The 14,093-nt window shown below is 64.3% G+C and carries 13 protein-coding genes; 5 read left to right on the forward strand and 8 right to left on the reverse strand.

Going from position 1 to position 14,093, the window contains the following annotated elements:
* Positions 1-18: 18 nt before the first annotated feature.
* Entirely contained in the window at positions 19-918 is a 900-nt protein-coding gene (locus FHX82_RS09245; RefSeq protein WP_145937360.1) for a TIR domain-containing protein, read from the reverse strand.
* Between the two features lie 349 nt (positions 919-1,267).
* Between FHX82_RS09245 and FHX82_RS09250 the strand changes: the two genes are divergently transcribed.
* Positions 1,268-2,029: an NgoMIV family type II restriction endonuclease gene (locus FHX82_RS09250; RefSeq protein WP_145937361.1), complete on the forward strand. Its 762-nt coding sequence runs from the start codon at positions 1,268-1,270 to the stop codon at positions 2,027-2,029.
* Positions 2,030-2,103: 74 nt separating this feature from the next.
* On the opposite strand, the gene FHX82_RS09255 is transcribed toward FHX82_RS09250, so the two are convergent.
* Positions 2,104-3,342, reverse strand: coding sequence for a DNA cytosine methyltransferase (locus tag FHX82_RS09255; RefSeq protein ID WP_145937362.1), 1,239 nt, complete (start codon positions 3,340-3,342; stop codon positions 2,104-2,106).
* An 88-nt stretch (positions 3,343-3,430) separates the two neighbouring features.
* On the opposite strand from FHX82_RS09255, the gene FHX82_RS09260 reads away from it, so the two are divergent.
* A complete protein-coding gene (locus tag FHX82_RS09260) occupies positions 3,431-3,919 on the forward strand; it encodes a very short patch repair endonuclease (RefSeq protein WP_373308582.1) in 489 nt (162 codons plus the stop codon).
* Positions 3,920-4,331: 412 nt separating this feature from the next.
* On the opposite strand, the gene FHX82_RS09265 is transcribed toward FHX82_RS09260, so the two are convergent.
* Positions 4,332-4,847, reverse strand: a complete 516-nt coding sequence (locus tag FHX82_RS09265; protein ID WP_145937363.1) for a hypothetical protein — start codon at positions 4,845-4,847, stop codon at positions 4,332-4,334.
* Positions 4,848-5,313: 466 nt separating this feature from the next.
* Here FHX82_RS09265 and FHX82_RS09270 point away from each other — a divergent pair, with 466 nt between their 5' ends.
* From FHX82_RS09270 to FHX82_RS09280, 3 genes are read left to right on the forward strand one after another with little or no spacing between them, the layout of a single operon-like run.
* Positions 5,314-6,012, forward strand: coding sequence for a KpnI family restriction enzyme N-terminal domain-containing protein (locus FHX82_RS09270; RefSeq protein ID WP_229880437.1), 699 nt, complete (start codon positions 5,314-5,316; stop codon positions 6,010-6,012).
* 8 nt (positions 6,013-6,020) lie between these two features.
* Entirely contained in the window at positions 6,021-7,439 is a 1,419-nt protein-coding gene (locus FHX82_RS09275) for a ParB N-terminal domain-containing protein (protein ID WP_145937364.1), read from the forward strand.
* Positions 7,439-9,256, forward strand: a complete 1,818-nt coding sequence (locus FHX82_RS09280) for a DEAD/DEAH box helicase (RefSeq protein ID WP_145937365.1) — start codon at positions 7,439-7,441, stop codon at positions 9,254-9,256. The genes FHX82_RS09275 and FHX82_RS09280 overlap by 1 nt, the downstream gene beginning before the upstream one ends.
* 74 nt (positions 9,257-9,330) lie before the next feature.
* On the opposite strand, the gene FHX82_RS09285 is transcribed toward FHX82_RS09280, so the two are convergent.
* The 5 genes from FHX82_RS09285 to FHX82_RS09305 form a co-directional block, all read right to left on the reverse strand.
* Entirely contained in the window at positions 9,331-9,837 is a 507-nt protein-coding gene (locus tag FHX82_RS09285) for a DUF4232 domain-containing protein (RefSeq protein WP_145937366.1), read from the reverse strand.
* A 107-nt stretch (positions 9,838-9,944) separates the two neighbouring features.
* Positions 9,945-10,880, reverse strand: coding sequence for a TAXI family TRAP transporter solute-binding subunit (locus tag FHX82_RS09290; protein WP_145937367.1), 936 nt, complete (start codon positions 10,878-10,880; stop codon positions 9,945-9,947).
* Between the two features lie 68 nt (positions 10,881-10,948).
* Positions 10,949-12,379 (reverse strand): amino acid permease, encoded by a 1,431-nt coding sequence (locus FHX82_RS09295; RefSeq protein ID WP_145937368.1) that lies wholly within the window; start codon positions 12,377-12,379, stop codon positions 10,949-10,951.
* A 162-nt stretch (positions 12,380-12,541) separates the two neighbouring features.
* A complete protein-coding gene (locus FHX82_RS09300; RefSeq protein ID WP_145937369.1) occupies positions 12,542-13,624 on the reverse strand; it encodes a transglycosylase SLT domain-containing protein in 1,083 nt (360 codons plus the stop codon).
* Positions 13,621-14,019, reverse strand: coding sequence for a hypothetical protein (locus FHX82_RS09305; RefSeq protein ID WP_145937370.1), 399 nt, complete (start codon positions 14,017-14,019; stop codon positions 13,621-13,623). The genes FHX82_RS09300 and FHX82_RS09305 overlap by 4 nt, the downstream gene beginning before the upstream one ends.
* Between the last annotated feature and the right edge of the window lie 74 nt (positions 14,020-14,093).

Here is a 14,093-nt window from a genome sequence, read left to right on the forward strand (position 1 = left end):
TCTACAACTCGACCATTGTCAGTCCCTCATGCCGTTGTCGACATGAACATGGACTTTGTCAAACTCGTCCGGAATGTCCCAGGTCCTGAGTTCGAACGCTCGCTGCTCGTCTTTCGCCAGGCCGAAAATCGTTCCGGTTGCGGATCCAACGATTCGTCGGTCGAGATAGAAGGTGCCCTTCAGGACGAGGGTGAGCGCACTCGGTTCCCTGTTGGTGATTTCGCCATGGACCACGAGCGGTGAGCGGCTTTTGAGATTGACATTGAAGTTGGCGAGGATCACCTGCCAGCTTCCAGCATTGCTCGTGAATTCGATCTGCCCAGCTTCGCTGACAGTATTGCGCGGCCTATCGCCTGACGCTGGCGGCGTGGCTGTCGAGACCGGTGCGGTTGACGTGTTAGCCGGCGGTATGAGTGAGCCAGCTGTATACCAATCCTTGTCTTCCAAGTTCACGTCGCAGCCGATGGCCGCGAGGCGATGAGCCAAGGTGTGGCGAGCTTCCGGCGAGTCGTTGAGCTGCACTCGGTACAAGCCATCGATGTCAGTAAACTTTCGGACTTTCCCAAACTCGACGAGCACTGTGTGTTCGGGAAACCGGCCAAGTGCCATGCCAGCTTCGAAAAGTACGTTGGGACGCGCTTGACCTGCTGACTGAGTCTCGGGGTCGTGCTCGTCATCGGCGAGTTCACGCTTGAGATACACGACGTCATCCGGGGTGAGTAGAACAAGGAACGCACGGTCCGCTCGGATGGCTTTGTCAACGACCTGGTTGATTGATGGCGCGCCACCGCCCGCTTCCCTGAGGGCCCTGTCCCAGGAGACCGGGGAGAGACCGACTGCTCGAAGGAAGTGAAACACTTCGCGACGAGCGCGCTCGTCACGGCCGTGAATGACGAAGATCGTGGTACCCAGGCTCACGCTCGAAGTGTCTCACTCGTGATGTGGCGGGGGAGCGATGGCTCAGTGCGGCGTGTCGGCCAGCGCAGGTGCAGCCTGTCGGACGCGCTGCTCAGCGCGCGGCCACCGTTTCGTGGTGCAAGTCGTGGTGCGAAAAGCTGGCACGAGCGGCTCTAGTGGGTCGTGGTGCGATGCTCGCGACGCCAAACTCGCAGCTAGAAAGCCGATGGACGCCGGAATACCCCCCTCCTAAAGCGGGTGTCGCAGGTTCGAATCCTGCCGGGGGCACACAGAGCGGGACGGGTTGGGCATCCGCCGGCCGGGCTCCGCGGCTTGATCGACGATCAAGCCTTCTGGTTGAGTGACAGTCGTGACTGCAGCGTTCGCTACCAGGCTGGTCGGCTGGAAAAGGAGCAAGAAGAACAAGCTCAACTGGGCCTTGGTGCCGAACAGCGCCGACGCGGACAGCGCCGAATCGCTCCGTCTGGCCGCCAGCGTGCTGGACGCTCTAGGCGTCCCATCAGGCACACCGTCCGCTGTTCCCGCAAACCCGGGGGCTCCTCTCGAGCAACTGGTCCAGGAAGACCTGCAAGCTCAACTGCCCTGCCTCGATTCCCGTCGCCATTGGCAAGTCAGAAACGGGGGGCTCATCACCGAGTTCGTCCAGTATGCCCATTTGAAGGAAGTCGACGCACTGGTCCGGGCCAACCCAGAACTGCGGGTAACAATTGGCCGCGACTACTTGATCAAACCCGATGTGACCGTAGCTCTACTGGACCTGAATGTGCTGGGTTCACCGGCATTCCTGCACGCTGCGGTTTCCTGCAAATGGACCATCCGCTCCGATCGAGTTCAGAACATCCGCCACGAGTATGGCCAGATGGTCCGGCATCGCCGCGGGCGCCAACCCCACCTGGTGGCCGTGACAGCCGAGCCCTTGCCAAGCCGCTTAGCCTCAATAGCCCGGGGAACAGGTGAGGTCGACGCCGTATATCACATTCTATACGACCACCTGGCCACAGCCGTCGCTTCAACGGCAAACGAAGAGCAGAAGGCCGCTTGGGACGAATGCGTGGGCCAGCAGCGGATCCTTCCGTACAGCGCGCTCGGCGAGACGCTCGCCAGGTGGTGATAGCAGCAACCATCGACTTCATAGCAACGCGCTGACGACTTGCTGCCAGCCCGCAAGAGCGAAGCTCGAATGGTTCAACTGATGCGTGCGCGGTGCTTCAGAAACAAGTCGTGCCGCCCATGGTCTTCCTGCCCCACGAACGCCTTGAATTTGCCAAGTTTGTACGCCGTCTTGGAGCCTGCACTCTCGATCTCAACTTCGAAGTCCCGGCTCAGCAGCCCGATACGCCTTTCAAGTTCAGCAGCGTCGTCGAGGGCAACCGCCTTCATGAGGCGTTCCGAAGTCATGAACCCTTCCGCCGACCGAAGCACCTTGTAGACAGGGTCGTACTCCGTGGTCTCGACGTGCCTGGGCTGCCCCTCTTGCCGAAGTGCCCGCAGAATCGCCGATCCAACTGCGTGCGCTACCGGAGGCGGGAACGCATTACCGATCTGCCGGTACCGGGACGTCTTGCGCCCAGTGAATTCCCACGGATAGTCCTTGGACCAGCCTTGGATACGCGCCACCATCTGGCACGTCAGCTTGGGAGCGAAGTCGACGGGGTGGCCCGGAGTCGGAGGAGCGTCCGCGAGTCCGAGCGCATCGACCCCCATCTCTGCCCAGGCCCGCTTCGCGCGAGTGGGCCCGAGATCTGCTCCACCGTGCTTCTTGGAACCGCCGACAATGGTGGGCGCGATTTTGTTCGCTTTCTTCGCCCATGCCTGCGCGCCGGGCCATTCCCCCGATGCCATCAGGTCAACCAGCGTCTCGCCGACCGTTAGCGGTGCCTTCGATGGCTCTGGCCAGTGGAAATACGGGGCGTAATCCGGCTTGAGGGCGACAAGGATGAATCTTGGCCGAAGCTGGGGGACTCCAAAGTCTGAGGCCTGCAGTAGACGCCATTCTGCGATGTAGCCGAGCTGCACGAGACGGTCAAGGACATGCTGGCGGTAACCAGCAAAGCGCGGCATGCTCAGACCGCGGACGTTCTCGAGTAGCAGCGCATCTGGCTGCACCACAGCAACCTGCTCCACAGCCCACGCGAACAGGTCGCGCTCGTCATTCGCGCCCAGCTGCTTGCCGGCAATGGAGAACGGAGGACACGGGACCCCGCCGGCCAGCAGAGACACACCCTGATAGTCGTGAGGACGCCAAACCGAAGGGTCCGCGACGTCACCTTCGGCGATCTTCCACCCTGAGCGGTTGGCCCGCAGGGTGTTGCAGGCATTCTCGTCCAGTTCCACGGCGAGCGCGTGCTCAAAACCCGCCTTGTCCAGCCCCAGGGCCTGGCCGCCGGCGCCGGCGCAGATCTCGACTACGTCGAACGTGGTCATCGATGCTCCTCTCCGTCTGCGCCACCCGGGATCATGCAGGTATCTTGCCTGATGCAGGAGCACAGTCGGCCGATTGGTGTGGTGAAGCGTGTCGGAGGGCGACGGCAGCAACCGGAGACCAGATGACTCCGCGCAGCAGCAGTACCCGGAAGCGCTGAACGAGGGCCGCTCACGCAACATGCGGGCAAACCGGCGGTCGGACACCAAGCCGGAAGTCGCACTGCGCCGGGAGTTGCATCGCCTCGGCTACCGCTATCGCAAAGACCACCGGCTGGACCTGCCTGCCGGTGTTCGCGTGCGTCCCGACATCGTCTTCACCAGGCGCAAGGTGGCCGTGTTCGTCGACGGGTGCTTCTGGCACGTGTGCCCGGAGCACGGCCGGGAACCGACGCGCAACGAGTGGTACTGGAGTCCCAAACTACGGCGGAACGTCGAACGGGACCAGTTGGCCAACACTGCTCTTGCCGACGCAGGCTGGCAGGTCGTACGCATCTGGGAACACGAAGACATACATAGTGCAGTCGTGCGCGTACTGGATGTTGTCGAACATGGGTTCGATGATACCGGTCAAGGCTGACAATCGCGGGACGCTGCCACCACTTCCACAACGAAGGCCATCCTGTGGGTGACATTCGCAGCACGGACGCCCCCGATGACTGGCCATGGCGGGAGCCCCCCAGCAGCAGGTCGATCCCGGCAACGGACGCCAGACGCAGATGTGCTTCGGATGAGCGGCCTTGGTCGCAAGGTTGACGCAGGTGGACTCCGGGCGAACCCCTCCCTCGGCGTCGGCCAGCTACGCGATCGGCGTGTTCCAGCCGGCCTTCCCCGGCAATCCGTCAGCTCACCCGCTGCAACAGCCGACCACTGGTTGCTGGCCGCCCGGACGGTTACATGAACTGCCGACGGGGCACTGATCCGGTCTGGACGCCTCGGGAGGTGCGTCGGTCCCGCAAGTTCGCCCCTGGACCAGTGCTCGTTTCGTGACCTCAGCCCACGGCCATGCGAAGAACGGCAGTAGCGTCTCGAGTCGATCCCAAGTCCAGGAGCGCGATCGTAAGCCCCATCACATCCTTCTCGGGTTGCTCCCGGCCGAACAGCCGAATCAGGGTGTCAGCAAGAGCGTGCTCCCCTTGCTGCCGGAAGGACGTTATACAGGCAGCGTTCTGAGCGGGGCTCATCAGCTGAGGGGCCTCTCGCAGGAGACCTAGCGCTTCCTCGTGCGCCCCGTTGCGCATCCGGCCGACTGCCCGCGAGACGAGCTGCGCCGCCGCGAAGTCGAAACTGATGCCCTGCCGGTCCCCTTCGAGCGGGGGGACCGGCAATGGAGCAGCTGACCCACGCAGGGCAGCAAGTTGCTTCAAGCCGGCCATCTCCGCACGAAGTTCCCCCAGTTGCTTCAGGTACCCCGAACATTTCGGGCAGGAGGTCTGCTTCGCCACCTCCCGAAGCTGTATCAGCTGGTCAAGGCTGATGCCGACGTTGTCCGTTCCCGCATCCTCCACTGCAGCCCTGTGCAGCGCCCGGAGGAACTGCTCTGGCGGAACGTGCTGAGCATTGCGGTAACGAGACAGGGACGGCGGCTGAACCCCTGGGTGCCCCGCCAAGCTCAGCCGTTCTCCGATGTCAGGGCCGGTCAGAGCCGCCCCCTTGCCAGGCAGCTTCAACAGCCTGCACAACTCGACAACGGCATGGGCTATCGCCCGTCTCTCGCTTGACGGGCCGTCCTTGACGCTGATGACTCCACCCCCTGGATCGGCAGACAGTGCATTTCCAGCTAATCACATCGGTCAAGCACGATTGTTGCCTTTTCCGGGGAAATTGCTTTTCCAGCGACAATCTTGCGTGTCGCTGGACTTTTCGCGGCGCCGGGTATGAAGTGGATTGCCGAGGGGGATCACAGCGCATCTCCCGTTGCGCTCTACTGGGTACGGCGTCCACCAGGCGCCGGTTGGCACGAAGGAGTTCGCGATGCTGCCTTCTTGGCAGGACAAAGAGCGGTACGGAAGCATGATCCGGGCCGCGCTGTGGCTCGAGGCAGAAGTGGGGGAAGGCGCTGTGTTCACCAAGGCGCGGCTGCGGGAAGCCTTCCCCGACGTGGCCCAGATCGACCGGCGGCTCCGCGACCTCCGTGACTACGGGTGGCAGATCGACACCTCACGGGAAGACCCGTCCCTGAAACAAGAGGAACAGCGGTACGTGAAGATGGGGGCTCCGGTGTGGCTGCCGGGGCAGGCGAAGGCCAAGCCGAAGGCCGCGCTGACCGCAGCCCAACGCACGCGCGTCCTGGTTGCCGACAGCTTCTTGTGCCGCTCCTGCGGCATCGCTGCTGGCGATCCGTATGGCGAGGACGGCATCGCCAGGGCGCAACTCGACGTTGCCCGGCGCGAGGTTCTCCTGCCCAACGGGACGGTTGAGGTGCAACTGGTCACTGAATGCAATCGTTGCCGGGTGGGAGGCCGCGGACGAAAAGCCGACGTCAACGAGATGATCAGCAAGCTGAAAGCCCTGAGCCCGCTGGAACAGGACATCTTCGCCGGCTGGGTGAAGGCTGACCGCCGCAAGCGCAACCAGCTCGAACAGCTGTGGGGCTCCTACCGGACGTTGCCGGCCGAGTCGCGCGACCTGATCAAGCAAGCCATGGGCAACAGCGACGCAAATCAGAAGTGAGGTCGACGGTGCGAGAATTTCCGCCCCCGCCACGCGCGGACGAGATAGGCGAACTCATCAGGAAGCGGCTGGCCGAGGTGCGGAACTCGGCCGGCACGCGGGAAACCGTGACGGTCGAATGGAACAATCAGCCACTGCACGTCGATGTGATCGACCTTCCGCTCGCTGACGTGTACTTCAATCCGGCCACTCACCGCATCCGCGCACAGAGAAGCCATGATCCGGTACGGGACCAGGCTCTGGACGAGGACCCCTACAGTCCCGAAAGTCAGGACTACCTGAAGTTCCTCCTGCAGGCTGACCCCGCAAATCCGGGAAGCCGCGATCCCGAGTTCGATAAGCTGAAGGAAAGCCTGAAAGATTTCGGGCAGAATGATCCAGGCTTGATCACGCATAACGCAATCTTGGTGAATGGCAACACGCGTGCCGCAGCGCTCCGGGAGATCGGAGCGCAATCGATTCGGGTGGGAGTTCTGCCGGAGTCATTCACCTGGGCTGACATCAACGCGGTTGAACTCGCACTACAACTGGTGCGCGACTACAAGAGAGAGTACTCCTACATCAACCGGCTACTGGCGATGGAGGAGCAAGCCGCCCTGGGTCTCAGCAAGGAGACCATTGCAAAGAAATTCAGGATAAAAACTGCAACCTACGACCAGGAACGTTGGATCCTCAGCGCGATCCGGGAACAGATCGAACGCAGCAAGGGTGAGCACGGCGCCACACTGCGGCTCATCGATTACGAACAGCATCAGGAGAAGCTCAAGGAGCTGCACCGCGCCTACGTCAAACTGGAAACAACAACTCCAGACCAAGCGGAGGCATTCAAAGAACTTCGCATGGCAGCCATCATGCTCGGGTTTTCGAAGACTGACGTCCGGCTGATCGAGGATAATTTTCACGAGCAGTATCTCGCCGACCGCTTGCCCGGCGATGTAGCCGGTACCAGCAGCAATGATGAGCCGGTCACCGTACCCGGACTCGGAGTCTCGCTTCCCAGCATTTCTTCCGCAGTGGCCGACGCACGTGCATTGAACAACGCAGTCCTTCGCGTGAAAGCCGTGGTTAACGATACCGACGCTCAAGTGCCAGACGAGGAGAAGCGGCACTGCCAGGAGGTCTTGTCGGCTTACGAGAAGGCATTTGACGATGCATTCGAAAAGGCTGGGCGTGATGCACGGGTGCGCAAACGCAAGCAACTCGCACCGGCACGGCTCACGGACGCATGCGCTCACATCGACCAGTGCACCGTCGAACTGGTGCAGGCTCGCGCGTCCCGCACCTTGGACGAGGAAGCCTTCGACGAGGCGGTGCTCAAGCTGCGGGAAAGCATGAGGAAATTGGCCCAGCAAGCGAGCCGCGGGATTCCAGCACCAGGCGATGGGGTCTCTTGGCTTCTCGAAGCTGCCGCGGTTGAAGGAAACTGATGACGAGCAGCACGGATGGGACAACCCTGCACCTCGACTTCGACGAGACCCGCACGAGGGTGGTTCTCCGCACGGTGGCACGGTACCGGGCTGAACTCGTTCAGCTGGCCGGCCGCTTCCGGACGGGTACCCAGCTCGGCCCGCTAGCGGTGGCGGTCGACCTTGAGGATCTCCTGGCAGGACTTGTCGCCATCAGCTCCTGGCCGGATCACAGCGGCGTGCAGTGGTCCTCCGAACTGGCAGAGCTGGTGCGGGGAAACCTCGAGGATGCAGCCGCCGTCAAATCCCGGCTCGGCTCCGCCGAGGAGCCCAGCACGTTCGCCGCGGAGGATGTCCCGTTCTTACTCGGCGACGACTGGACGGGCGAACTGCGTGAATTCCAGCGGCGAGATATCGCTAAACTACTATCCCTGCAGCATGGCGCAAACTTCAGCGTTCCTGGCGCAGGAAAGACCCGGGTAGCGCTGGCCATCTACGCAGCGCAAAAGACAGCTGGAAAAGTGAAGCGGCTCCTCGTTGTCTGCCCCAAATCCGCCTACGAGTCGTGGCAGTTTGAGACCGGTGAATGCTTTCGCACCCCTCTGCGGACACACATCTTGGAGCGATCACTCGACGGATGGGCCGAGGTTCTGATCATCAACTACGAGCGGCTAGAACGTTCGCTCGGCACGCTGGCCACCTGGCTTAAGGCCGCACCGTCGATGATCATCCTCGACGAGGCGCACCGGATGAAGCTCGGTGCACGGGGGACTTACGGTGCGGCCTGCATGGCACTCGGACCACTCGCCCGACGGCGGCTCATCCTCACCGGCACACCCGCACCCAATGGCGCGAAAGATCTGGAAAGCCTGCTCGGTTTCGTATGGCCGGGGCACGGTCACCGGACTGTTGCTTCCGCAGTGGCCGGCGGTGACCTCGCCTATGCGAGCACCGTATTGCGCCCGTTGTTCAGCCGCACAACGAAACAGGAACTGGGGCTCCCACCCATGGAGCCAAAAATCCGCTACGTGGACATGCCACCACTTCACGGAGAAATTTATGCTTCACTTGTGGGTAAGCTAGCAGGCGCTACCGATCGCGACGATCTCAGCTCACTGGGCAAGACAGCGCTCCGCCTCCTGATGGCCGCGATCAGCCCAGCCCTTCTGCTCGAAGGAGCAACCCGGCACGAACCACTCGCGTACCAACTGCCACCACTCGAGATCCCAAAGGGTGACTCCCTCTACTCTCTGATGCAGAACCTGCCCAGCTACGAATTCTCGCCCAAGTTTGCCGAAACCGCTGCAATAATCGCGGAAAACGCAAGCATGGGTCGCAAGACACTGGTCTGGACTACGTTCGTCCGCAGCTTGCTGACGTTGCAGAAACTACTCGGAGCGTATCAGCCCGCGGTCATCTATGGTGGAACCGCTGATCGATACGAAGAGTTGCAGAAATTCCGTGAAAATCCTGACTGCTTGGTACTGATTTCGAATCCTGCGACCTTGGGAGAAGGTATCAGCCTCCATCAGGTCTGCCACGACGCGGTTTATGTCGACCGGGACTTCATGGCTGGCCGCTTCCTGCAAAGCCTCGATCGCATCCATCGCCTCGGTCTGGCAGCCGGTACCGAAACCAGAGTTACAGTGCTCGCGGTGAGCAACACCATCGATGAGGTCGTCGCGATGCGCCTCGATCAGAAGCTCGAGTTCATGGCGAAAGTTCTAGACGACCCTTCCGTACAGCAGCTGTCCGATCTTGAAGAGGAGCCGTCTGTGGCCAGTGGGCTGGACACAAGCGATGCACAGGCTCTGCTGAAGCACCTAAGAAGAGGCTGACGGCGAGGGTTACCTCCTACAGGACCGTGCCCCGCCGCGACGGGGCGTGGCGGGGCACCGGGTCGTGGGTCTGCTCAGGCGGCCGGGGCGACCGCCGTCACCTCGACGACGTCGCCCTTCAGCGGGGCGCCTTCGGGCCACTCGACGGTCGTCGAAAAGGCCTGAGCGCTGGGGAGGTTCAGGTTCAGTGCGCTGGGCACCGCGGTGACCGGGGCGGCTGCTTCCTGCAGGAGGTACGACACGGCCGGGTGGGTGGCCGTCAGGTTCACCGTTGCCGGGGTGGCGGCCGGGGCGTCCGGGACCACCGTCACGTTCACGGCGGTGTTGTGGCCCGTCATGAAGGTCACCGCCGTGGGGATGCCCTCCAGTTTGCAGTTCGTGGTCGGCGACGCGGCCGTGTAGGTGATCGCATAGCCCTCCTGGCCCGCGGACACCGTGGAGTCCCGGGTGACCGCGATGTGCACGTCAGCGATACCGCACGGCTGGTCCGACGGTGACGCGCCGGCCGTGCCGCTCGTCACCAGCAGGCCACCCGCGACCAGTCCGACGACAGCGCCTGCGGCGATGGTGTGCTTGATCATCGTTCCTCCTCCGTTCGCTTACACCCCTGGAGATGCCCGAGACGCCGCCGAGGATGCGTGGCAGTGGTATGGACCGCACGGACGCAACCTTCCTGCGCGCCGGACGTCTACAGCTCGCGTCCGATGGAACGGAAATAGGATTTGGCGCCCTCGTGCAGGGGAACGGGTGCGGTGTCCGCCCCGCTGCGGGAGTCGATCGCCCACGCGGCCGGGCTCGCCGCGATCAGTGCGGAACGGCCGTCGAACACCGCGCGCGTCAAAGCGGCCGCCACGTCGTTCGGCATTCTCGTTGTGGCCATGAGGAAGTTCGGCACGAGCAGCGTGGGCACGGCGTCCGGATTGGTGTACGTGTAGGCCGGAATCTCCCCCGGCTCGTACTCCGGATACCGGTCCACCACACCCGAAGCCACGTCGCCGAGGGGAACGAGACGCGCCGCGCCCCCACGCAGGAGCGCGCTGATCTGTCCCGTCGGCAGACCGCCCGACCAGAAGAGCGCGTCGAGAGAACCCCTTGCCAGCGCGTCGATCGACTGGTCGATGGACAACCGCTGCGCGTCCACGTCACGGTCGGCGTCGAGCCCCGCGCCTTCGAGTACCCGTCGGGCCACAAGGTCCACACCGGACTCTTCGGAGCCCACGGAAACCCTGCAACCACGCAAATCCGCGACCGTCGCAAGACCGGAGTTGGAGGACGTGACCACGTGCACGTAGTCGAAGTGCATCCGCGACAGCGCGCGCAACGGGGAAGCCGCACGCGCCACCGCTTCGTCGGCCGCGACGAAACCCACGTCGGCGCGTTCTTCCAGCAGGCGCGTGACGTTCTGGCCCGAGCCCGCGCTCAGCTGCACGGCGGGCCGTTCGATTTTCAGCTGGTCGGTCCACGTGCCCGCCAGCGCGAGCGCCAGCTGGTTGTAGACGGCGCCGGGACTGCCGCTGGTGATGGCCAGCGGCACCGGTCCGAAGTCGGGACCGCACGCGGTGAGCGCGAGCCCGGCGAGCGAACCCCCGGCGAGCTTCAGTGCGGTACGGCGAGTGGCTCCCATGCGCTCCTCCTCCGAGGATCAGGGAAGGCGCGGCGCCGCGTCGGGATCGCGGCGCCGCGCGGGTCTGCTCAGAGCGGACTGTTCTCGGCGAGCGCCCGGACCCGCCGCCGGACGGCGAACCAGCCCGCCACGAGCAGCACGGCGATCGCCGGCAGGCCGTAGATGAGGATCTTGCCGGTGTCCCCGGCGAACCAGCTCATGGCCAGCACGAACACGAGGAAACCGAGCGTGGCGTAGTTCGTGTACGGCGCCCCGGGAAGCCGGAAGGCCGGCCGTTCGAACTCACCGCGTTTCGCCTTCCGCACCATCGCCAGGTGGCTGATGATGATCATCGACCACATTCCGACGATGCCGACGGCCGAGAACTCGAGCGCGACCTCGAAGGCTTCCCCCGGCACGAACAGGTTGAGCACCACGCCGAGCGCGTAGACCGCCGCGGTCAGCAGAACACCGCCGTACGGCACGCCGCTCTTGCTCATGCGCGCGGTGAACTTCGGTGCCGAACCGGCGATCGCGAGCGACCGAAGGATGCGGCCGGTGCCGTAGAGGCCGGAGTTCACACTGGACAGTGCCGCGGTGAGCACGATGATGTCCATGACCCCGCCGGCGCCGGGCACGCCCAGCTTCGACAGGAACGTCACGAACGGGCTTTCGCCGGCCTTGTAGTCCGTCCACGGCACCAGCATCACCAGCAGCAGCACCGAACCGACGTAGAAGATGCCGATGCGCCAAGCGATCGAGCGCACGGCCCTCGGGATCACCTTGCGGGCATCGCCGGTTTCGCCGGAAGCCACACCGATCACTTCGAGGCCCGCGTAGGCGAACACGACGCCCTGCAGGATCAGCAGCGCGGGCAGGATCCCGGCGGGGAAGAGGCCTCCGTGGTCGAAAACGAGGCTGGGGCCGGTCACGTTCCCGTCGACGTGCTGGCGGCTGACCAGCACCACGATCGCGGTGATCATGAACCCGACGAGCGCGACGACCTTGATGGCGGAGAACCAGAACTCCAGCTCGCCGAAGATCTTCACCGACACCAGGTTCACCACGAGGATGAACGCGAGCGCGATGAGCGCGGGAATCCACTGCTGCAGGTTCGGCCAGAAGAACTGCGTGTACTTCGCGACCGCCGTGACATCGGCGATCCCGGCCGTGGCCCAGTTCAGGAAGTACATCCAGCCCGCGAAGAACGCGGACCGCTCACCGAGGAACTCGCGCGAGTACGACACGAAAGACCCCGACGACGGGCGGTACATGACCAGCTCGCCCATCGCGCGGACGACGAACAACGCGAACACACCGGCGACGGCGTACACGATGGCCAGCGCGGGGCCCGCACTGTGGAGTCTCGAACCGGCGCCCAGGAACAGGCCGGTGCCGATGGCGCCACCGATCGCGATCATCTGGACCTGACGGTTCTTCAGTCCCTTGTGGTACCCGGAATCCTCCAGTGTGATCGAATCGCCGGGAGGGAGCGGTGCCTGGGTCGTGACCTGCGTCATGAAAAGCAATGGTGTGCCCCGGATCACCCGGGCACAACGGCGCTCCGGCAAGCTTGATGATCATTTGAGAAACCGGTGACCCGAGTAATTTCCCCTGTGCGCACGGCGAAATCCGCGAGAGCGGCAGTGCCCTCGCGGATTCGTATGTCCTTTTTGGACGATCTAGTAACCCTGGTAGGCCCCGCCGTGCGCCATGGACTGCAGCCCGGGCACGTTGTCGATCGAGCCGTAGCGGTCGATGGAGTACTGCACCCCGGCGATGATGTTGTCCACCGGGTTGTAGATGTTGTCGTGGCCCGGCAGCTTGTGCGCCTCGAACGTCGAGTCGATGCACTGCATGAGCCCCTTGGACGGGTGCCCGGCGGCCGCGTTCGAGTCCCACAGGTTGATCGCGTTCGGGTCGCCGCCCGACTCGTGCTCGATGATCGCCCAGATGGCGGGGATGTCCGCCTCGGACACGTTGACGCCGGCGGCCTGGAGCTCCTTGATGGCCTCTTCGATCCACTGCTCGACGTCGCCGGGCGGCCTGGTCGTCGGCGGGCCACCGCTCGTGACGACCGTCCGTGTCCCGCCCACCGCGGAAGTGGCCGACGTCCGGTGGCGGACCTGGGTCACCGGTGCCGCGATCGGCTTGACCCCCGAGAACTCCCCGCCTGGGTCCTGGCCGATGAGCTGGCGGCTGCGGTTGATCAGGTCGTTGGCCTGCGACAGCATCTCGTCGACGTCCGCGCCCGCCGCCTTCGCGGTGGCCGCGTTCTGATCCGCCGCCGCGGTGAGGATGGCTTCCGGCGTCTTCGCCGGTGTCGTGGCCCCCAGCACCCCGCGGTCCACCATGTCCTGCTGGGCGAGCGCCTTGTTCGCGGCGGCCACGGCGTCGGTGCTGACCTTGTCCATCTGGGTCCTGGCGGCGTGCACGCGGCCGGTGACGGCGGTCCGGAGGCCGGTGAGCTGGTCCTGCAGCGAGGTCAGCTCGTCGGCGGCGGAGCCCAGCCGGTCACGCAGCTTCTTGCCGGCGTCGCCGAGCTCGTCGACGTGCCCGTAGAAGTGGTCGGCGGTCTCGCCTCGCCAGGCTCCGTCCCGCAGTGGTGCGGTGGCGGCGTTCAGTTCCGTCGTGTGCTCGTCGAGCCGCTTCGCGGTGCCGCGGAAGTTGTCGGCGGCGCTCTGGAGGAGTTCGGGCCGCACCTCGTCGAGCCGGCCGGCCTTGGTCTCGACGTCCGCCCATTCCGGCGGGATCAGGTTGATCATTGCGCATCGTCGAACTGGGCGTCGCTCAGCACCGGCTGAGCGGATGAGATCTCCGGTACGGCGGCCGCATCCAGGGTCGCCTTCGGCGTGGTCGCGGCGGCGCGGGTGACCACGTGGGCGCCGTGGGTGTCCACCTCCTGCACCGAGGTGGTGAACTTCGTCAGCGTCGTCGCGAGCCGTTCCATGTGCTCGGTCGCGTGGCCGAGTTCGTCGTGCACCCCGGCGTGGAAGGCCGTGAGGTCGCGGTGCGCGTCGCTGCCCGCGTCGAGCGTGCCGAAGGGTGTGGCCGAGCCGGCACCGTCCCCGACGAGCCGCTGCGAGTCCTCGAACGCGTCGCGCAACGCCCCGAGCCGTTTGGCTGCGGCCTGGATCGCCGGAATGTCGTAGTGCACCACGGCTCACCACCTCCCAAGGTCATGCCGTCTGCCCGGAGCATGCCCGACGGCGGGCACGGGGTGGGCGAAACGAC

Origin of the sequence: Amycolatopsis bartoniae, from assembly GCF_014191255.1 — a bacterium.
Lineage (GTDB): Bacteria > Actinomycetota > Actinomycetes > Mycobacteriales > Pseudonocardiaceae > Amycolatopsis_E > Amycolatopsis_E bartoniae.

What these genes read in the sequence shown, in the direction of transcription:
- FHX82_RS09295 (WP_145937368.1), bottom strand. Translation starts at nt 12,379, where the DNA reads ATGACGCAGGTCACGACCCAGGCACCGCTCCCTCCCGGCGATTCGATC.
- FHX82_RS09290 (WP_145937367.1), bottom strand. Translation starts at nt 10,880, where the DNA reads ATGGGAGCCACTCGCCGTACCGCACTGAAGCTCGCCGGGGGTTCGCTC.
- FHX82_RS09280 (WP_145937365.1), top strand. Translation starts at nt 7,439, where the DNA reads ATGACGAGCAGCACGGATGGGACAACCCTGCACCTCGACTTCGACGAG.
- FHX82_RS09300 (WP_145937369.1), bottom strand. Translation starts at nt 13,624, where the DNA reads ATGATCAACCTGATCCCGCCGGAATGGGCGGACGTCGAGACCAAGGCC.
- FHX82_RS09255 (WP_145937362.1), bottom strand. Translation starts at nt 3,342, where the DNA reads ATGACCACGTTCGACGTAGTCGAGATCTGCGCCGGCGCCGGCGGCCAG.
- FHX82_RS09270 (WP_229880437.1), top strand. Translation starts at nt 5,314, where the DNA reads ATGCTGCCTTCTTGGCAGGACAAAGAGCGGTACGGAAGCATGATCCGG.
- FHX82_RS09285 (WP_145937366.1), bottom strand. Translation starts at nt 9,837, where the DNA reads ATGATCAAGCACACCATCGCCGCAGGCGCTGTCGTCGGACTGGTCGCG.